This is a genomic window from Streptomyces sp. NBC_01426, assembly GCF_036231985.1.
GTDB lineage: Bacteria > Actinomycetota > Actinomycetes > Streptomycetales > Streptomycetaceae > Streptomyces.
Window position 1 is genome coordinate 83,697 of record NZ_CP109502.1, and the last position, 18,588, is coordinate 102,284.

General features: G+C 73.1%; 17 protein-coding genes. 8 read left to right on the forward strand and 9 right to left on the reverse strand.

Annotated elements, in window-relative coordinates:
* Positions 1-345: 345 nt before the first annotated feature.
* From OG906_RS38765 to hisF, 6 genes are all read left to right on the forward strand, one after another.
* The gene (locus OG906_RS38765; protein WP_190148898.1) at positions 346-1,077 is read left to right on the forward strand and encodes a phosphotransferase family protein; all 732 of its coding nucleotides are present in this window, start codon (positions 346-348) and stop codon (positions 1,075-1,077) included.
* Positions 1,078-1,153: 76 nt separating this feature from the next.
* Complete coding sequence (locus OG906_RS38770; RefSeq protein WP_329448999.1) at positions 1,154-1,990, forward strand: SDR family oxidoreductase; 837 nt, start codon at positions 1,154-1,156, stop codon at positions 1,988-1,990.
* A 226-nt stretch (positions 1,991-2,216) separates the two neighbouring features.
* Positions 2,217-3,200 (forward strand): XRE family transcriptional regulator, encoded by a 984-nt coding sequence (locus OG906_RS38775; protein ID WP_329449000.1) that lies wholly within the window; start codon positions 2,217-2,219, stop codon positions 3,198-3,200.
* A 285-nt stretch (positions 3,201-3,485) separates the two neighbouring features.
* Positions 3,486-3,917, forward strand: coding sequence for a GFA family protein (locus OG906_RS38780; RefSeq protein ID WP_329449001.1), 432 nt, complete (start codon positions 3,486-3,488; stop codon positions 3,915-3,917).
* Positions 3,918-4,100: 183 nt separating this feature from the next.
* Positions 4,101-4,745 (forward strand): imidazole glycerol phosphate synthase subunit HisH, encoded by a 645-nt coding sequence (gene hisH, locus OG906_RS38785; protein WP_329449002.1) that lies wholly within the window; start codon positions 4,101-4,103, stop codon positions 4,743-4,745.
* A complete protein-coding gene (gene hisF, locus OG906_RS38790) occupies positions 4,733-5,548 on the forward strand; it encodes an imidazole glycerol phosphate synthase subunit HisF (protein ID WP_329449003.1) in 816 nt (271 codons plus the stop codon). Before hisH ends, hisF begins: the two co-directional genes overlap by 13 nt.
* A gap of 101 nt (positions 5,549-5,649) precedes the next feature.
* Here hisF and OG906_RS38795 read toward each other — a convergent pair whose 3' ends face one another.
* The 8 genes from OG906_RS38795 to OG906_RS38830 are packed head-to-tail and all read right to left on the reverse strand — an operon-like array spanning position 5,650 to position 15,614.
* On the reverse strand, positions 5,650-6,435 hold the full coding sequence (locus OG906_RS38795) for a class I SAM-dependent methyltransferase (RefSeq protein ID WP_190148919.1): 786 nt from the start codon (positions 6,433-6,435) through the stop codon (positions 5,650-5,652).
* The gene (locus OG906_RS38800; RefSeq protein WP_329449004.1) at positions 6,432-7,232 is read right to left on the reverse strand and encodes a HisA/HisF-related TIM barrel protein; all 801 of its coding nucleotides are present in this window, start codon (positions 7,230-7,232) and stop codon (positions 6,432-6,434) included. Before OG906_RS38800 ends, OG906_RS38795 begins: the two co-directional genes overlap by 4 nt.
* Positions 7,233-7,248: 16 nt before the next feature.
* Positions 7,249-8,577, reverse strand: coding sequence for a phosphoribosyltransferase (locus tag OG906_RS38805; protein ID WP_190148921.1), 1,329 nt, complete (start codon positions 8,575-8,577; stop codon positions 7,249-7,251).
* Positions 8,574-9,362: an HAD family hydrolase gene (locus OG906_RS38810; RefSeq protein ID WP_329449005.1), complete on the reverse strand. Its 789-nt coding sequence runs from the start codon at positions 9,360-9,362 to the stop codon at positions 8,574-8,576. Before OG906_RS38810 ends, OG906_RS38805 begins: the two co-directional genes overlap by 4 nt.
* The gene (locus OG906_RS38815; RefSeq protein ID WP_329449006.1) at positions 9,359-12,301 is read right to left on the reverse strand and encodes a methyltransferase domain-containing protein; all 2,943 of its coding nucleotides are present in this window, start codon (positions 12,299-12,301) and stop codon (positions 9,359-9,361) included. The genes OG906_RS38810 and OG906_RS38815 overlap by 4 nt, the downstream gene beginning before the upstream one ends.
* Positions 12,240-12,968: a phosphoribosyltransferase gene (locus OG906_RS38820; RefSeq protein WP_329449007.1), complete on the reverse strand. Its 729-nt coding sequence runs from the start codon at positions 12,966-12,968 to the stop codon at positions 12,240-12,242. Before OG906_RS38820 ends, OG906_RS38815 begins: the two co-directional genes overlap by 62 nt.
* Positions 12,961-14,409: a hypothetical protein gene (locus OG906_RS38825; RefSeq protein WP_329449008.1), complete on the reverse strand. Its 1,449-nt coding sequence runs from the start codon at positions 14,407-14,409 to the stop codon at positions 12,961-12,963. Before OG906_RS38825 ends, OG906_RS38820 begins: the two co-directional genes overlap by 8 nt.
* Positions 14,406-15,614 (reverse strand): DegT/DnrJ/EryC1/StrS family aminotransferase, encoded by a 1,209-nt coding sequence (locus OG906_RS38830; protein WP_329449009.1) that lies wholly within the window; start codon positions 15,612-15,614, stop codon positions 14,406-14,408. Before OG906_RS38830 ends, OG906_RS38825 begins: the two co-directional genes overlap by 4 nt.
* A 252-nt stretch (positions 15,615-15,866) precedes the next feature.
* Here OG906_RS38830 and OG906_RS38835 point away from each other — a divergent pair, with 252 nt between their 5' ends.
* Together OG906_RS38835 and OG906_RS38840 are read left to right on the forward strand one after the other, a co-directional pair.
* Positions 15,867-17,306: a hypothetical protein gene (locus tag OG906_RS38835; RefSeq protein WP_329449236.1), complete on the forward strand. Its 1,440-nt coding sequence runs from the start codon at positions 15,867-15,869 to the stop codon at positions 17,304-17,306.
* Positions 17,303-17,821, forward strand: coding sequence for a GNAT family N-acetyltransferase (locus OG906_RS38840; protein ID WP_329449010.1), 519 nt, complete (start codon positions 17,303-17,305; stop codon positions 17,819-17,821). The genes OG906_RS38835 and OG906_RS38840 overlap by 4 nt, the downstream gene beginning before the upstream one ends.
* Here the strand turns inward: OG906_RS38840 and OG906_RS38845 are convergent.
* Entirely contained in the window at positions 17,813-18,574 is a 762-nt protein-coding gene (locus OG906_RS38845) for a PIG-L deacetylase family protein (RefSeq protein WP_190148928.1), read from the reverse strand. The two genes, OG906_RS38840 and OG906_RS38845, sit on opposite strands and share 9 nt — an antisense overlap.
* Between the last annotated feature and the right edge of the window lie 14 nt (positions 18,575-18,588).

An 18,588-nucleotide genomic window follows, 5' to 3' on the forward strand; every position in this document is an offset into this window, starting at 1 on the left:
CACCCCGCCCGGACCTGCCACGACCTGCAACGCTTCCCTCCGACCAGCAACCCCATGACGCAATGACGCTCTCCCGCCCCATCTCTCTGAACGAAAGAGGGGGAAGGAAGGAGAGACATGGCGCGCCAGAGCGTCATCAGCGTCCGCCGACCAGCGCCCGGATGGTAGATGCACAGGTCAACACCACCGTGGGAGAGAACGGTGCAGCGTCATCCGGCTGCGTCACCGATGCGGTGCGCGTGTCCGGACACCGGACCTTGACCGTTTGCCGCTGAACTTGACCGATGGCCTGCGCGTGCAGGGTTGGCTAAGCGTCCGGTGCACGAACGAGGCCAGGATGAAGCCATGGAGAACGAAGTGCCATTGTCCGGCGGACGTATCACCCTCGGCGTGGTCAGGGTCGGGCGCACCGTCCGGCGGCCAGCCACCGCGTCGTCATCGTTCGTCGCCGAGCTGCTTTGGGACCTCCAGCGAGAGGGCTTCACCGGCGCTCCGCGCCACCTCGGGTTCGACACAGCCGGCCGCGAAATCCTCAGTTACCTCCCCGGCTGGGTGCCCGCCCGATTCCAGCGCTGGACCGACCCCCAGGTGGCCGCGGCCGGCACCCTGCTCCGCTCCTTCCACGACGCCACCCGAAGCAGTCGCCTGACCGGACGGCATGCCGTGGTCTGCCACCACGACCCGGGGCCGAACAACACGGTCTTCACCGACGACATCCCGACCGCCTTCATCGACTTCGACACCGCCGCCCCCGGCGATCCCCTCGAAGACCTCGGCTACATGGCGTGGACCTGGTGCATCTCCTCCAAGCCCACCGCTCCGCCCGCCACCATCCAGGCCGCACAGGTACGTGTCCTCGCCGACGCGTACGGGCTCGACGCCACCTCCCGCTCCCGCCTCGTTGATGCCGCGCTCGACCGCCAGGCCCGCAACGCCAGGTGGTGGCACAGCCAGCTCGCAGGCCCGTTTCCGCACGTTGCCGACGACTCCACGATCACCGGGCGCATCCGGTGGTCCGAGCAAGAGCACGCCTACACATCGGCCAACCGCAAGACCTTCGACACAGCCCTGGGCTGACAAAGGCTGGACGCTGACCACACACTTCAGACGGTTGCGCCCCAGGACGCACCTTGCAGTCCTAGCGTGGGTAGGCGTGACGGTACTGATTGTGGGCGGCAGCGGGTTCCTGGGCGTTGAGCTGGCCCGCCAGGGACATTCAGCAGGCATGGAGACGGCCGCCACCTTCCACTCGCACCCCGGCAAGGGCGCCGGCGCGTGGCACCGCCTCGACCTGCGCAACTCGGCGAATCTCCAGGAGGTCCTGGATGCCGTCAGCCCCACGGCGGTCATCAACGCGAGCAGCGGCGGAGCCGAGTGGGAAGTCACGGCCGAGGGAGGGATGCGCCTGGCCCAAGCCGCGGCGCAACGGGACATCCGACTGGTCCACGTGTCGAGTGACGCCGTCTTCTCCGGCCGCCGCGAAGGCCTCTACGACGAGACCTGTCTACCCGACCCGGTAACACCGTACGGGGCCGCGAAGGCGGCGGCCGAAACGGCCGTGCGGCTCCTGAGCACGGGCGCCGTCGTCGCACGGACCTCCCTGATCATCGGCGATGGCCGGTCCGAGCACGAACGCATGGTGCACGCCCTGGCCGCCGGCACGCGCGACGGGGCCCTGTTCACCGACGATGTCCGATGCCCAGTCCACGTCCACGACCTGGCCGCCGCACTGTGGGAGCTCACCCTGTCCGACGCGGCCGGCGTCTTTCACCTCACCGGCCCGGACGCCGTCACCCGCCACGAACTCGGCACCCTCATCGCGCAGCGGGACGGCCTTGACCCATCACTGCTGCCGACCGGCCGCCGCGCCGACAGCGGCCTCCCCGGCGGACTTTGTGTCCGCCTCGACAGCCGCGTCACCCAGAAAGGCCTGGCCACCCGCCTTCGCGGAGCCCGGGAGTTCCTCCGGCGTCAAAACCCCGACCGCTGACTCCGACCGCGCAGGGCCGGCAGGCCGGAGCCGAGCGGGATGAACGGTAGCTGGACGACCTTGCGCGCAGCGGGGAACCCGGATGAGGTCTAGGCATTGGGGGCTGTGAGAGGCCTTCTCCCGGCTCTCCGCCCCTAGAGTAGGTACACCCGGGCGGGAGGACGGTGAAGATCCAGTGCACCGACGGAAGTTGCTCGCGGGCCTGGCGGCAACAGCCACTGCCCCCTTGCTCGGGAGCGGAACCGCGCAGGCCGATGAGGCCCTGCTCGGCGAGTTGCTCGTCGCCCGGCTCCGGGACGCGATGCTCGGACTGGGCGCGGCCACGCCCGTGCCGTCGTCCGAGGCGCTCTCCACCGACTTCACCCACGCGCTCGCCGACTTCGACGCCTGCCGCTACGCGTCCCTCGCTGTGCGCTTGCCTCGCCTCATCCGCGCCGGCCACGCGCCTTCCACCGGTAGCCACGACACAGAGCAGTCCGCCCTCCTAGCCAAGAGCTATCTGCTGGCCACCCGCATGCTCGTGAAGATGGACGAGCAACAGCTCGGCTGGATGGCCGTCGACCGCGCGCGGCAACTCGCCGAGGCAGCAGGAGACGTCCTCGCGGTCGCTGAATCCGCCCGGCAGGTGGCCGTGCTCGCCAGAAGGGCGGGATGGCATGACCAGGCACTGTCGATCGCGCTCTCAGCCGCTGATAACCCGGATCTGCGCGGCATCGGACGAGCCGGCACCGCGGTGCGCGGGCTCCTGGTCCAGAGCGCGTCGTACACCCTCGCGCGCCGAGGCGATCGGGACGGAATGCGAGAGCTGACCGACGAAGCCGCCGCCCTCGCCAAAGAACTCGGCGGAGCCACCATGCTGCGCGACCACGGGGGCGGCTTCAGCCCCCTCACCGTGCAACTCCACAAAATCAGCGCCGAGAACCACGCAGGCGATCCCCAGGCCGCGCTCGACGCCGCTCGCGCGATTTCACTGAAGGCGCTGCCCAGCGTCGAACGCCGCTCTCGCACACTCTGCGACATCGCCGTCACCTACGACCGTCTCGGCCGCCGCAGCGACTGCGTCCGCACACTGCTCGCCGCTGAGCGCTGCGCTCCGCAGGAGACCCACGCCCGTCCGGCGACGAAGTCCTTGATCTCCAGCCTGTTGGCCTCTGGCCCGACATCAACGGAACTGCGCTGTCTCGCCGAACGCAGCGGCGTTCTCCTCTGAACCCCTGCGTGCCCAGAGATGACCGAAGCAGGCTGTCGATAGCCCATTCTGGGGAACCTGACCACTCATCGGCGGACTCCATCCCGGCGCTCTGGCGGTGCTGCCGTGCTGGCCCCCTGCGGAATTTAGGGGTGGGCAGCTGGTGACCAGGTATAAGGCGGCCGGGAAGCGGGCGAGCGCTTGCGCGCGGACCTCGCCGCAAGCTCTCGGCAACAACCACAGGTTCAAGAGGAGGCTGGCACACTGGCGGGCTCAACTTCCCCAATCTGTCGCGGAGATGAACAGATGAACGCCACCCCCGACCTCGTCGCAGCAGTCCAGGAGCGCTCCGGCGGCTGTCTGTGCGGCAAGATCCGCTTCATCGTCAGAGGACTGGCGGTCTATCCCCACACATGCAGTTGTCCGCACTGCCAGAAGCTCGGCGGCGGCCCGATGATGTGGTGGGCCGGCTTCGCCCCCGAGGACGTCAGCTGGACCAACGGGATCGAGCCGACCTGGTTCGAGACGTTCGAGGGCGAGGCCCAGCGCGGCTTCTGCCCCAACTGCGGAAGCCGTCTCGCGGCGATCGACAGCGACATCCCGGAGATTGGCATCGTCGTTCCGGCCCTGGACGACACCACCGGTGACGATCTCGTCCCCGTCAACCAGTCCTTCCGCGACAGCTCCGTGCGCTGGCTGCCCCAGGTGCCGGACATCCAGAGCAGCTCCGTCAGCTGAAGCGCAGGAGATCCTGGGGCGCGGGGAAGCGGGCAGTTCTTTGCCCTGACTCGCAGAGCCGGAGCGGAACAAGCCGCATCGGCTAGTGGCCGCCGATAGACTCACAGTGACCCTTGCCGCTATGTGACGGCGGCCAGCTACTTCAACCGGGGCGCCTTCGGCGGCCCTTAGATTGAGGCGTTCATGCAGGACGACCGACCCGTGGTCGGCGTGATCGACTACCGCACCGGAAACAGCCAGAGCGTGGTCCACGCGCTGAACTTCCTCGGTGTGCCGAACCGTCTGCTCACCTCGCCCACGCAACTCGACGGCATCGACCGGATCATCCTTCCTGGCGTCGGATCAGCCGGGACCACGATGACCTACCTGTCCGAAGCCGGATGGCCCGAGGCGCTTCACGCCCGGGTTATCGAAGGCCGCACCCCGTTCCTGGGCATCTGCGTGGGCCTGCAGGTCCTCTTCGAGACAAGCGAGGAACAGGACGCGACATGCCTGGGCTGGCTGCCCGGGACCGTACGGGCCTTCAACGCCGCCGACGTGCGGGTGCCGCAGATGGGCTGGAACCAGGTACACCGCACCTCGACCCATCCCTTCCTGGCCGGCCTGCCGGAAGCGGGTCACTTCTACTTCGTGAACAGCTACTACGCCGACCCCTCAGACACAGGGGACATCGCGGCCACTACGGAGTACGGCCTGCCGTTCACCTCTGCCGTCGCACGCGGCAACATCATGGCCACGCAGTTCCACACCGAGAAGTCCGGCCCGCTGGGGCTGGACCTCCTCGAGCGGTTCGCCAAGACCCCGCAGGAGGAGCTGTGCCCGGCCTGAACGTCGCGACCGGGCTGACCACCCGGCTCATCGCCTGCTTCGACATCATCGACGGCCGGGTCACCAAGGCCCGCCGCTTCGAGGACAACATCGACGTCGGCGACGCCGCCGAGGTCGCCGCGTCGGTGTACGCGGACGGCATCGACGAGATCATCTTCTACGACATCCTCGCCAGCGCGCAGCGCCGCCAGGCGGACCTGGCCACGATCCGCAAGGTCGCCGAGACGGTGTTCGTGCCGCTGACGGTGGGCGGCGGGATCCGGTCGCTGGAGGACATGCACGCGGTGCTTGCCGCCGGCGCGGAGAAGATCAGCCTGGACTCGATGGCGGTGCGCAATCCCACGATCATCACCGAGGGGTCGGCCGAGTTCGGCCGCCAGTGCATCGTGCAGTCCATGCAGGTCAAGCGCGTCCCGGTCACGGCCGAGATCCCCAGCGGGTACGAGGTGTTCATCGACGGGGCCCGGCAGGCCACCGGCATGGACGCCATCGTGTGGGCGCGCCGTGGCGAGGAGCTGGGGGCCGGGGAGATCTGCGTCAACTCCATCGACCAGGACGGCACACACGAGGGCTACGACCTGGAGATCACCCGCCAGATCGCCGAGGCGGTCAACCTGCCGGTGATCGCCTCCGGCGGCGCCGGTTCAGCCGAGCACGCGGCGGCGGCGTTCACCGAAGCGGGCGCGTCAGCGGCGATCGTCAGCTCGCTGCTGTACTCGCCGCGCATGGAGCGCACCGTCCCGGTCGCGGAGATCAAGGCCGAGCTCGCCAAGCGGTACGGGCTCCCGGTCCGCCTGGTCTGAGCACGCTCCCTCCCGGAAACGACGCCGGGCCCGGCCGCTGAACGCGGTCGGGCCCGGCTTTGTTTTCCGGCGCCGCACGGCCGACCCGGGCGTACGGCGGGTCAGGGCCGGTGCGCGGTCACCAGGTGGCGGCTGCTGTCGGCGGTGAGGGGGCGGGCGTCGTAGCCGCCGAACTGCTCGTCGACGACAAAGCCGGCCGCGTGCAGCAACTCGGTCAGCTCCGCAGGGGTGTAGAGGCGGACCGAGCTGTGGCTGGTGTCCGTGGTGCCGTCGTCGTAGGCGGTGGTGGTGTGCCGATTGAGTCTGCGCGTGGCGGGGTCCCAGGTGACCTGCTGGGTGGTTTCGGCGTGATCGCCGCGGACGGTGCGGGTTCCCATGCCGGTGGTGTCGGGGTGCGGGGTGAAGTGGTCCATGGCCATGCGGCCGCCGGGGCGCAGGACACGGAAGGCTTCGCGCAGGACCCCGAGGTCCTCGTCGGTGGTGTCGAGGAAGCCGAAGGAGTTGAACAGGAGCAGGACGGCGTCGGCGCAGCCGTCGTCCAGGGGAAGGCCGCGGACGTCCGCGTGCAACAGGTTGATCCGCTCGCCGTCCGCCGCGGCGGTGGCGGCGGCGTGGTCGAGGAGGTCCTGGGACAGGTCGACGCCGGTGGTGTGGGTGTAGCCGCGGCGGGTCAGCTCGGCCGTGTGCCGGGCGAAAGCGCAGCACAGGTCGAGGATCGTGTGATCGGTCTGCAGGGCGAGGCGGGCGGCGAGGAAGGCGACGTCACGTCGGGTGGTGGCGCCGTCGTGGCTGCCGTAGCGCTCCAGGTAGCCGGTGCCGCGGTAGTTGCTGATCCACCACGGATCACCGTCGGGCGTCGGGGCGGGCGCGGGGGCGGGCTGGGTCATGTCCGGTTCTCCGTAGGCGGGGTGCGGTGAAGGCGGCCTTCGGCGTCGGGCAGACCGCGGGGAGCGGTGAGGTAGGCGCGGCCGACGACGGCGCCCCAGCCGGCATGCCACAGGCGCGTCAGGTCGGCCCACCCGGACAGGCCGCCGGCGTACCAGAGGAAGGCATGCGGGTGGCGGCCCGCGAGGCGGTCGAGGACCTGCCAGGGGGGCGGGGTGCGGTGGGTTGCCGCGCGGGCGTCGGTGATCAGGACGGGCTGGGTGCCGCCGGTGGCGTCGAGGAGGGCGTCCAGGGCGTCGGTGAGCGCCACGTTGGTGGTGCGGGTGAAGCCGTCGGTGACGATCCGCCCGTCCACGGCGTCGAGGGACAGCATCAGTTGTCCGGCGTCCGCGAGGGTGGTGAAGTCCGGCCAGGCGTGCGGGTCGAGGCGTCCGTCGGGGAGCAGGCCGGTGGAGCCGAGCAGGACACCGGCGGCGCCCGCGTCTAGGAGGCGGCGGACGGCCGGGTCGCGCGGGGCCAGTCGGCCGCCGGCCCACAGCCGGCCGGGGTGGTGGCGCACGGCCGTCTCCAGCAGCGCGGTGCTGGTGCTGGTGCCGGTGGAGCGGTCGAGGTCGATGACGGCGGTGGGCACGTCGTCGTCGAGGAGGTCGGCGAGCAGCCGTCCCGGCGGCAGGCCGGGGAGGGAGGTGACCGTGCCGTGGCGGACGTCGACGTTCACCCGCCACGGGCCGGGCGGCCCGGCGTGAAGGGCAGTGGGCAGGGTGGCCGCAGCGGTCCCCGGGGTGGGGGTGGTGGGCATGTGGGCGCCTCCGGGTTCAGGCGGCGGCGAGCGCGGCCGGGCGGGGGGCGGGCGGTTCGTTCCAGGAGGCGGCGTGGGCGAGTTCGGCCCGCATGGCGGCCAGTTGGGCGGTGGTCCAGGTGCCGGTGCTCACCGCGAGGTCGAAGCTGGCGGCCATCTGCCGGTGCAGCGTGCCCGCCGTACGGTGGGCTCCGTCGCTCAGGTAGGCGCCGGTGTCGCCGCGCAGCAGGTGTCCGGTCAGGCGGGTCTGGATGCTGTGGTGCAGGTTGGGGCGCAGGCTCGGCAGGTCGGCGGCGTCGGCGATGTCGTGCCGGCCGGAGCGGTGGTAGAGGGTCCACGCGGATTCGACGCTGCGGGTGACGGCCCGACCGCCGAGCTGCTCGACCAGCTGGCGGCTGGCGCGCAGCGTGTCGCCGTAGCCCACGTTGTCGTCGATGACCAGCAGGGTCGTGTCGCGGGCCGCGGCGGTCAGGCGGTCGCGGTAGGCGCGGGGGGCTGTGGCGCGGTGGCGGACGGTGCCGCTGGCGCCGAGGTATGCGACGTTGCCCTGGTCGTGGAACCCAAGGCGGACCAGGTGCACGTCGACCGGCCGGCCGAGCAGAGCGGGAAGGACGGTCCGGGCGGCCAGCGCGAGGGACAGCGACCCGTACAGCGGGGCGAGGACGGCGGTGATGTCGGGCCGGGGTGCCAGTACGTGCTCGGCGAGGAAGCGCAGCTCGTTGCCGATCTTGACCGGGTTGTCGAGCTCCCGGAAGGCCCGCCAGCCCGCCTCGTGGGCCTGCAGCAGTGCGAGGTCGCCGGGGTGCGGGGCGAACGGGCCGGCGGCGCGGTGGCCGTGAAGCGCGGCAGCGGTGGAGGTGGCGGTCTCCAGCAGGCGTTCCAGCGCGGCCGGGCGCGGATCGTCGGTGAGGCTGGGGCGGTCGGTGAGGCCGTGCCACAGGGTGTAGGCGCCGGCGGCGGCGAGGTTGTGGAGGTTGTCGAGCAGCGCGTGCCGCAGTGCCGGGGCCTGCCCCGGCGCCCGGTGGTCCAGGCGGCCGAGGGCTTCGCCCAGCGCCGCCCAGGACGGCAGCGCCGTACGGGGCTGGTAGTAGGCCGGGCCCCGGCTGAGCCGGATGTTGCGGGCGCCCGCCGCGGGCCGGGGGCCGCCGGCGGCCGGGAGGAAGGTGTCCAGCAGGGCGGGGTCCAGGCCGGCGTTGGCCGCGAGGTGCAGCTCGGCGGCGGGAATGCGGACCAGGCCCAGCAGGTCGCAGGCGACGGCGCTCCCGGAGACGGGCGGGGCGGGGTAGGCGGGGTGGGCCGTGTTCGCCCGGGGCGGGGGCGGGAGGGTGGTAGTCGTGGTGGTCACGTGGGCTCCGTTTCGCGGATGGGCCGGCGCGCGGCGTGGTCGCACAGCGCTCTCAGGCAGGAGGCGAGGCTGGTGAAGCGGGTGGTCGGTGCCGATCCGGGCGGGGGTTGCCCGGTGGGGGTGATCCAGACCGGGTGCAGTCCGGCGGCGCGGGCGCCGACGATGTCGGCGGTCCACTCGTCGCCGACGTATAGGCACTCCTCGGGCCGGACGGCCAGGTCCTCGCAGGCCCGGTGGAACGGTGCGGGATGCGGCTTGCGGTGGCCGTTGCCCAGCGCGCACACCACGGTCTCGAAGAACGGGTCGAGGCCGGCCTGTTCGAGCTTGGCGTGCTGCTGGTCGGCGTCGCCGTTGGTGACGACGCCGAGCTGGTAGACCGCCGCGAGACGCCGGAAGGCGTCGACGGTGGCGGGGACGGTGCGGATCGCGCGCATCTGCCGGTGGGCGAAGTCGTCGACGTGGGCGGCCAGTTGCCGCTCGTCCAGTACGATCCCGGCTTCGCGCAGGGCGGTTTCCCAGACGTGGCGGCGGGCGGCGGTGTGCGAGCCGAGCGGGGCCAGGGCGCGGTCGTAGTCGCCCCACAGCCGGTCGGAGGTGTGCACGTAGGTGGAGGCGATGACGGCCGCGCTCACGCCGGGGTGGGCGCCGGCGAGTCGGGTGGCGACGGTGTCCAGGGCGTGCTGCCAGATCGCGCGGGTGGGGATCAGGGTGTTGTCGATGTCGAACAGGACGGTGGTGACCGCGGGCATCGGCGGCACGAGCGGCTGGTGGGGGGTGGGGGTCACTGGGCTGCTCCGTGGCCGGTCATCCGAGCGGCCAGCGCGAGGGCAGCCAGGCCCTCGGCGGCGGCGGGGGCGTTCTCGTCGCGGGTGAGGCGGAAGTACAAGTCCGGCATGAGCAGGCCGAGGATCCGGGCCCGGTCCAGGGGCAGGCCGTCGAACCGGTCCAGCAGCCAGGTCGTTTCGAGGAGCTGTCCCCCCAACGGTTCGGCCAGTGGGCAGGTGACCTGAAGGACGCCGCGGTGTTCGCGGACCGCGGCGTCGGCGAGCAGGCCGGTGTGCTTCAGGCAGGAGCCGGCCAGCTTGGCCAGTGTCTGGTCGAGGTCGTGCATGCCGGCGAACTCGGCGTCGATCACCCACCAGCGCGGCTCGGTCGGGTGGACGAGGACGTTGCCCAGGTGGAGGTCGCCGGTGGCGTGGACGAGCCAGCCGCCCGGGGCGGCCGGGGTGAGGGAGCGGCGCGCGAGGTGGATGAGGGAGCGGCAACTGAGGTGGGTCGGTGCGCCGTTGAGGTGAAGGGTGTGGTCGGCCCAGGGCCGCAGCCGGTGGGCGAGGTCCTCCACCCAGCCGGACAGCACCGCGGGGGTCTGGAGCGAGTGGTCGACGTCGTCCTCCCGGCGGGGGGTCAGCGTCGCGGTGGCGCCGTGGACCAGCCGGGCGGCTACCTCGCCCAGGACCGTCAGGAATCGCCCCGGGTCGGTGGCGGCCAGGTCCCGCAGGGGGATGCCGTCCACGGCCTGGGAGACCAGCGTCGCGTCCTCGCCGCGGTAGTGCAGCGCGGTGGCAGGCACGGGCAGATGCCGGGCGAGGGCCTGCAGACCGGTGTGCTCCCGTTCGGCGAAGGCCCGGCCGCGACCGGGCTTGACCACGACCGTGCCCGCGGTCGTGCGGGCGGCGAACACCGGCGTGCTGCTCGGCCGCAGCTGGGCCAGCGCCCCGTCGGGGGAGGCGTAGGCGGGCGCGGGGGCGTGGCAGTCCTCCGGGATCTCCCAGTACGGGGCGGGCACCTCGTCGCGGACGCGGTCGACGGCGGCTGCGATCTCGTCGGTCAGCGGCAGTGGAGCGGGACGCTCGGCCAGCAGCGCGGCGTCCAGCACACCGGCGTCCAGCACCGTCCAGCGCGCCTGGTCGTCCTCGCCCGCGTACAGCAGCCGGATCCGGCCGCCTCCCTCGGGCAGCAGCGCGGGATAGAAGGCGTAGCGGGAGTCCGGGCTGCCGGGGCCGCCGCGGTGCAGGACGGCGCCCAGCGGCCGCCAGGTCAGGCCGTCGCGGGAGTGCGCGGCCGCCAACGAGCGGGAGGTGCCGGCGCCGTAGACCATCAGCAGGCCGCCGTCGGAACTCGCGGCGACGGCGGGGCAGTCGGCGGCGTACGCGTCCGGGGCGCCGGCCGGGCCGGTGGTGACGACGACGCCGTTGCGCTGCCAGACGATGCCGTCGGTGGAGGTGGCCAGGTGGATGCGCCGGTGGTGGCCGTCGCGTCCGGCGTACCACATCCACCAGGCGCCGCCGCGGTGTAGCACGGCCGGCAGCAGCACGTGCTCGCCGTCGCTCGCCCCGTCCTCGGCGGCGGGGGCGAGGGCGAGGTGGGGGGCGGCCCAGGTGGTTCCGCCGTCGCGGCTGACGGTGCGGTAGATCGACCAGGCCCCGCCGTCGGGCCGGGCGCTGAAGTAGGCGTGCAGCGCCTCCTGGTGGACGACCAGGCTCACGCCGGTGACGTCGTCGCAGCCGTCCGGGACCGGCAGCGGCCGGGCACCGTCCAGGGACACCGGCCCGCCGGGCTCGGGCAGGGCAGTGAGGACGATGCGGTTGCGGCCGCCGGTGTACCACGGCTCGGGGGCGCGGCCGGGCAACTGCCGAGGGATGTAGGTACGGGCGTCGGCCGGGCCGGTGGTCACGGCCAGCAGGCGGCGGCCGCCGTGGCGGATGAGGGCCGGGGCGAAGGTGATGCGGCCGTCGGCGCCGGCCAGCACGCCGCGGTGGCGCCCGACGAGGTCCGCCCGTCCCGCCCCGGTGCGGGTCCGGGGGCGCGGGCGCGGCAGTCCGGCCGGTGCGGCGGACAGCAGGAAGTGATCACCCGCCTCGAGGAGTTCGCCCGCCTGGGTGGTCTCCCGCACCGCGCGGCTCAGCGCGGTGAACGCCTCCTGGTCGGCGGCCGCCTGGTCGACGTACGGGCGCATCCACGCCGCGACGCCCTCCAGCGAGTACCGGTCGGTGACCTCCAGTCCGGCCGCGGCCAGCAGGTCCTCGGCCTCGGTGAGGCGGTGGGTGCGGGTGGGCGGCATGTAGTCGTCGGCCGACACCGCAGGCAGCGGCTCGTAGCGGCCGTGGTCGAGGTATCCGCCGCCGGTCAGGGCGGTCATCTCCGTGAACCGGCCGCGCTTGAGCAGGTCCCGCAGGACCGAGGTGCGGGTCAGGAAGATCGCGTGGAACCGGCCGCCCGGCGCCAGCGCGGTCGCGGCCCGGCGCACCGCCTCGACGGCGTCCGCGTCGTCGAGCAGGTGGTAGAGCGGGCCGAACATCAGCACCGCGTCGAACTGGCCCGACGGCGGAACCAGGTGCTGCGCCGGGCCGTGCTGCGTGCCCAGCAGGTGCCCTTCCAGACCGGCCTGGCGGAAGCGGGCGCGGGCGCTGTCCAGGCTGTTCGCGGACAGGTCGGACAGGGCGACCATGTGCCCGCGGCGGGCCAGTTCCAGGGCGTGGACGCCGGGGCCCGAGCCGATGTCGAGGATGCGGCTTCCCGGGCGCAGCCCGGCCAGGACCTGCTGGTGGATGACCTCCGTCTCCAGCCGGTGGTAGGGGCCGGAGCGGGTGCGCTGCCACTCCCGCTCGGGGTCCGCGTCGTAGAACGCGGCCACCCGCTCGATGCCGCTGACGGTCGCGGGATCAGGGAGCGTCCGGCCCGCCGGGAAGGCGCCAGAGGGTCCCGTCGCGGTGGAGCCGGTCACGAGCGGCGAGATGGTCGAGGTGGGACTCAAGGAGGTCGGGGTCGATGTCATGGCCGAGGTCACGCAGCCTCTCGTCGAGCTGGGCGGTGGTCAGGGGGCCGGCGGCCAGCAGGCACCCGGCGGTCTGGTCGGCGTCGCGCAGGACCCGCCAGGGCAGGACCAGCGAGGGCAGGTCGGACATGGACCAGGCAGTGAAGTGCGGCGCTGGGTCCGCGGTGTCCGAGGCCGCCAGGCACGCCAACTGCGGTTCGTACGGGGCGAGGTGGTCGAGGAAGAATCGGGCGGTTCGGCCGGAGTCGACGACCTCGTCCACCACGATCAGCGGCTGCCCCGGCGGGGGAGTACCGGGGGCAAGGAGCCCGTCGGCCGCGGCGAGCAGCTCCAGGCCGTCGGTGCGCTCGCTGCGGCGGCGGGCGGCGGCGGCCAGCACCGTCGAGGCGGGCAGGAGGTCGGCCAGGGACTGGGCGGTGATCCACCCGCCCTGCAAGATGCCCACCAGCGTCACCGCACCGGGGTGGGCGCGGCGGATCTGCCCGGCCACGTCGGCGGCCATCTGCTGGTAGGCCAGCCAGGACACCATGCGGGCCCGGCGGCCGGCCCCGGCGGTGAACACCAGGTCCTCTATCGGCACTTCGGCCGAGGTGCGCGGGTTCGGGCGGTCAGGCATTGCGGACCTCCGGGGCGTAGCGGTCCCACAGCAGTGCCATCAGCCGGTCCGAGCCGCCCGCCACCCGCTCGAACGCCTCCTCCCACGAGCCTTCCTCCGGACCGTCGTCGGCGCCGAGGGGCGGCCCCGGCGCCTTGCGGCGCGCCCACAGGCTTGGCGCGGGCGGCAGCGCCCCGCCCACGGCGCGCACGGCGGTCTCGAGGTCGGCCAGGTGCTCGCCGACCCCGCGGCCGAGCGCGGTGATCTCCTCGGGGTGGTTGAAGGGCGTGCCGACGTCCAGCGTCAGCGGTACCAGGTACACCGCGGCGGGGACGCCGGTCAGGGCCCGACGCAGTCCGGCGTGGGTGCGGCCGGTGAACACGCTGTCGTCCAGGTGCACCACCACCTGCCCGTCCGCCTCCAGGCGCCCGGTGCGCCACGCGGTGCCCGAGACCCGGGCCATCTCCTCCTCGTGGACCGAACCCCGGGTGAGCGCGAGGCGGACCCGGTCGCGCTGACCGGCCGGCAGCATCCCGGCGAGCACCGGGCCCGCGGCCATCGCGCCGAAGGCCTCGCTGACCAGCAGCACCGGCGCGCCCGGATGTGCTGCGGCCAGCGCCGGCCAGCGGGTCTGGGCGACTGCGGCGATCTGCCACAGCACGTCGCCCTCGCGCACGGCGCGCACCGCGTCCGCCGCGACCTGGGGCCCCTGAAGTGCCCGCGCCAGCTCGCGCAGGATCTCCGGGATCCGGGCATCGGAGGTCAGGGCGGTCGCCCGCTCCGCCCAGGTGGCCCGATCGCACGGACCGGCCGGGCAACCCTGCGGCTGCCACCGGTTCCAGGCAGCCTCGGCCAGCAGCACGCCGAGCCCCTGAAGGACCTCGTCCAGCACCCCGGCCGCCCTGTCGTCGGCGAGGACTGCGGCGCTCCACCGCGCGGTGCACACGTCCTGCACCGCCGATTCCAGGAACGCCAGCCACGCCACCCACGCGTACCACCCGGCCGGTTCCCGCGCCGCGGTCTCCGCCAGCGGGCGGGCGAACTCCGCGTACCGGGGCCACCGCTGCTGGACGGTGGCGAACCTCCGGCCCGGCGCCGGAGCGCGGCCGGGCAGGTACATCTGCGCGTCGGCCGTGTAGTAGCCGAAGCCCCGCAGATACACCCAACCCCCGCGCACCACCCGGTCGTCGAAGAACGCCCTCGCCGCTGCCGGAAGTTGGTTCTCCAGTGCGGCCGGAAGGCGGAACCCGCCGCCGTCCGCCAGATGCTGCGCCGCCGCGACACCCGGCGGCGGGCTGATTGCGCCGCCGGCCTGGAGCGCCGCCGTCCAGCCGCGCTCCAGCTCTCCGCGCTGCGCGGCCATCTCCCTCGACCAGCCGAACAGCCGCCGTCGCGCCGGCAGTAAGAGGCCCGCCCGGCCGGGCTCGGCGGGGACGGTGGGGACGGCTGCCCGGGCGGTCATGTCGCCACCGGCCGGGCCAGGGCATGCGACGCCTCGGCGAAGGCGGCGGCGTAGGTGCCGATCGTCTCCTCGGTGTCCTGGTCGGTGACGCTCACGCTGATCCGGCCCGCGTTGTAGGCGCTCTCGCCGTGGAAGGGACCGCACCGCCGCGGCCGCCAGGTGCCGGATGCCGCGTGCAGCGGGACCGGATGCGTGAACAGCGGCATGCCGGCCAGCGAGCCGACCGAGGGGTAGTGCGCCGGAACCCCGGCGTCCTGCAGCCGCCGCAGGTAGGCGTTGACGTCCACCCCCGGCTTCAGCTCGCCGGGCTGGATCTGCGGCCGGTAGGAGAACCAGCCCCCCATACCGGCGCCGGGCCGCACCACAGGCGGCCGCACCCCCGACAGGCCCTGAAGGCCCCGGGTCAGCCGCTCCAGCAGCGCGCGGCGGGCCGCCAGACGTTCCACCAGGTCCTCGGCGTTGGCCAGGCCCACCACCGCGGCCAGCGGGTGCATCCGCATCTTCAGCCCGAGCCCGGTCTCCCCGAACGCCGCCAGCTCCGGGTCCTTCAGCAGCAGGGCGCGGCCGCGGTAGTGGCCGGCCAGCAGCGCCCGCTCGCGCCACTGCGGGCGCGCGGCGCTGAACAGGCCGCCCTCACCGGCGGGCCAGGACTTCCTGTCCTGCATGCTGCCGACGCAGATGTCGCCGAACGTCCCCACCCGCTGCCCGTGCAGCATCGAAAGGTAGGCGTGGCTGATGTCCTCGATCAGGTGCAGATCCCGTTCGCGGCAGATCCGGGTGATCTCCTCCATCGCGGCGGGATGCCCCAGGTAGTGCGTCACCGTCACGCACCGGGTCAGCGGGGTGATCGCCGCCTCCAGCGCCGCCGGGCACAGGTTCCCGGTGTCCGGCTCCACGTCGACGAGCACCGCGTTGAGCCCGGCGTGCAGCGCAGGACTCAACGAGGCGTGGAACGTGGTGACCGGCCCGATCACCTCCGAGCCGGGCGGCATGTCCAGCGCGAGGTAGGCCGCGTGCAGCCCGGCGGTGCCCGAGGAGAACGACAGCGGATCCGGCAGGCCCAGGACCTTCTCGATCCGCTGCTCCAGTTCCCCGATCACGCCGGAGCCGTCCGCCACCGACAGCGCCCCTCCCGCGCGAACGTAGTCCGCGAGCGCCACCGCGATTCGCTCGCGCTGCGGAGCCGGCTCGAAACGGTGCGGCATGGCGTCCTCCAACTCCCGCGCACCGGCCGTCGGTAGGCGGCCGTACGCGTCGTGACAGGTGGCGGCAACGGCCCAGATGTTGGCCGGCCAAGCCGTCGGCGCGGTCGGCCGGCGGCGGGCTCACCAGCACACAGCGCCCGAAGAGGCTGCGGCAGAGGGGACCGGAGAGAACGTTGAGAATTTCGCGGCGAGAGCGAGAAAAGCCGAGAATTCGCGCCCCACACAGGAGATCTGACGTAGCGTCCGGGCGTGATGACCCTCCGCGACGCGACGTCGGCGGACGCCGGGTCGGCGTCCGCGCCCCCCTCGAACCAGGCCCTGGCCGCCGCCCTCCGGGCAGCCCGGTGGACACCCCGTGATCTCGTCCGGGCCCTCAACCCCCGCTTGGAAGCCGCCGGCCAGCCCACCTTGCACCTGACTGCCGGCCGGGCCTGGCTCAACGGCACCAGGCCCCGCTCCGCGACCGTGCGCCGGCTCGCGGCCACCGTCCTCACCGAGGCCACCGGCGAACCTTTCAACGCCGCGGACCTCTGGGGAGAGCCCGCTGCGGGCGGCGCGACGGCCGAGAAGACCGCCACCGACGACCTCGTCGGCCGCCGCTCGGTCGCCGACGTCCTGGCCACCGCCACCGCATGGACCGCTACCGAACCGCAAGAGCAGGCCATCCTCCACCCGGCAGGCGACAGCCAGCTCCTGAGCGCCGTCTGGGACGCCACCCGACAGAGCCCGCTGCGCACCGCTGCACCGGGCACCCAGGAGCAGGTCCTGCCCGCGTTCGTCGACGTCCTCGAAGGCCACCTCGGCCGCCTGCGGCGCCTGGACGACACCGCCGGAGGCGGAGCCCTGTCCCAGCGGTACGTGCGCATCGAACTCGCCGGCGTCCTCGACCTGGTCCGCAGCAGCAGCTACACCACCGACGTCGGCACCCGCCTCCTCGCCACCGCCAGCGGCATGGCCCAGCTCAGCGGGTGGATGGCCTTCGACGCCGACCTCAACGCGGCCGCTCAGCGCTACCAGCTCCTCGCGATCCGCCTCGCCAGAGCCGCCGGCGACACCACCACGGTCGCCAACGTCTTAGGCATGCTGGCCTACCAGCACGCCGCGACCGGCAAGCCCGCCGCTGCCCTGCGCTACGCCGAAGCCGCCGTCGACCACACCGCCCGCAGCAGCCCCGTCGTCCGCGCCCGCGCCTGGGGCCGCATGGCCACCGCCCACGCCGCGGCCGGCGACATCAGCGCCTTCCGGGACGCCACGGACCGCTGCCGAACCCTCCTGGAACACCGCCGCGACGACGACCCGCCCTCCTTGTACTACTTCACCCCCGAACAGGTCTCCGCCGAGGCCGGCCACGCCCTCGTCGAACTCGCCGCCACCAACCCCGCCCACACCAGGCGCCTGCTCGCCGAGGCGACCACGCTCCTGTCCCCCCTCACCGACCACGGCCCCACCAGCGGATTCCCCCGCTCCGCCCTCCTGCACGGCATCCACCTCGCGCACGCCCACCTCCTCGCCCGCGACCCCGACGCCACCGCAGCCACCCTCCTGCAACTCGCCGACCGGGTACCCGACGTGCAGTCCATCCGCTGCCGCAACCTCCTGCGCCGGATCCGCCGTTCAGCAGGCGCCCGCATGCGCGCACCGGACGGCGCCCGTGCGCTCACCGCCGTCGACAGGGCACTATCGGCTTCATGACCTTCGTGCCCACCGCCTCCGACGCCCCGGCCGCGATACGCCTGACGCCCTCCGTGACCGCCGCGCACTACGACCACCCGGACGCCCGGCGCCTGACCCAGGCCCTCCGCGCCGAACAGCACACGTTGTACGGCTTCGCCGACGACCCGGACGCCACCCCCGAGGCGGACTTTGACCCGCCCGCCGGCCTGTTCCTCATCGCCCACGTCGGCGACGAGGCGGTCGGGTGCGGAGGCGTACGCCTCCTCGATGAGCACACTGCAGAGATCAAACGCATGTACGTCTCCGGTGAAGCTCGCGGCCACGGAATCGGCCGGTACCTCCTCCAACGTCTCGAAGGGCATGCTGCCAGCCGCGGCGCGACGCGGATCATGCTGGAGACCGGACGGCGCAACACCGCCGCCCTCGCTCTCTACCATCGGGCCGGTTACCTGCCCTGCCCCTCCTACGTCGCCGGACGCGACGCCCGAGTCAACCGGGCCATGACCAAGCTCCTCGGCAGCAGCTCACGGTGACTGCTGGAGGACCGCCCCGCCCGGCGCCGGCTTCCTGCCGAGGAGGGTGAAGTACTCCGTCGCGATGATCGACTCCCGCTCCGCTGCGGGAAGCCGGGAGAGGATTCCGGGAAGGGGCCGCTCCCGCGCGGCTTCGCTGCGGTGTGCCAAGATCGCGGCCAGTTTCCGGTCCGTGCAGTCGCTCACGTCGACCGTCTCGGTGACGTGTCCGTCCGGCACGCTGAGCACCTTCTTGCCAACCCGCGTCAACAGCGCACCCAGTTCGCCCACCCCCGAATGTGGATGCGTCGCGGCGTACAGCGAGTCGGGCTGCCACGGAGCCCCGGCCTGCGGGTAGAGGTGTTCCAGGCCCGCGGCGTGGAACGCCAGCAGCGCCGCCTGGTGGGTGCGGAGGTGGTCCGGGTGGCCGGTCAGCTGGCCGTAGGCGTCGTGGGTGACGACGACCTGTGGCCGTACGGCGCGGATGTGTTCGACGATCAGCCCCGCTACCTCCTCCAGCGGGGCGTCGCAGAGCCGGGGCCGGCCGGGCGCGGAGTCGGGGATGCGAGCGTCGGCGAATCCCAGCATGCGCGGCCTGCCCGCCCCCAGGATGTCCAGGGCTTCTGCGAGTTCGCCGGCCCGGTGGCTGTCGGGCGCCCAGGTGGCGGTGACCACGGCGGTCGTGGCGCCCGCGGCGGCGTGCTGCGCGAAGACGCCGCCGGCCAGGAGGGACTCGTCGTCCGGATGGCCGAAGATGCCCAGCAGGGACGGCATGGACGCAGAAGAGG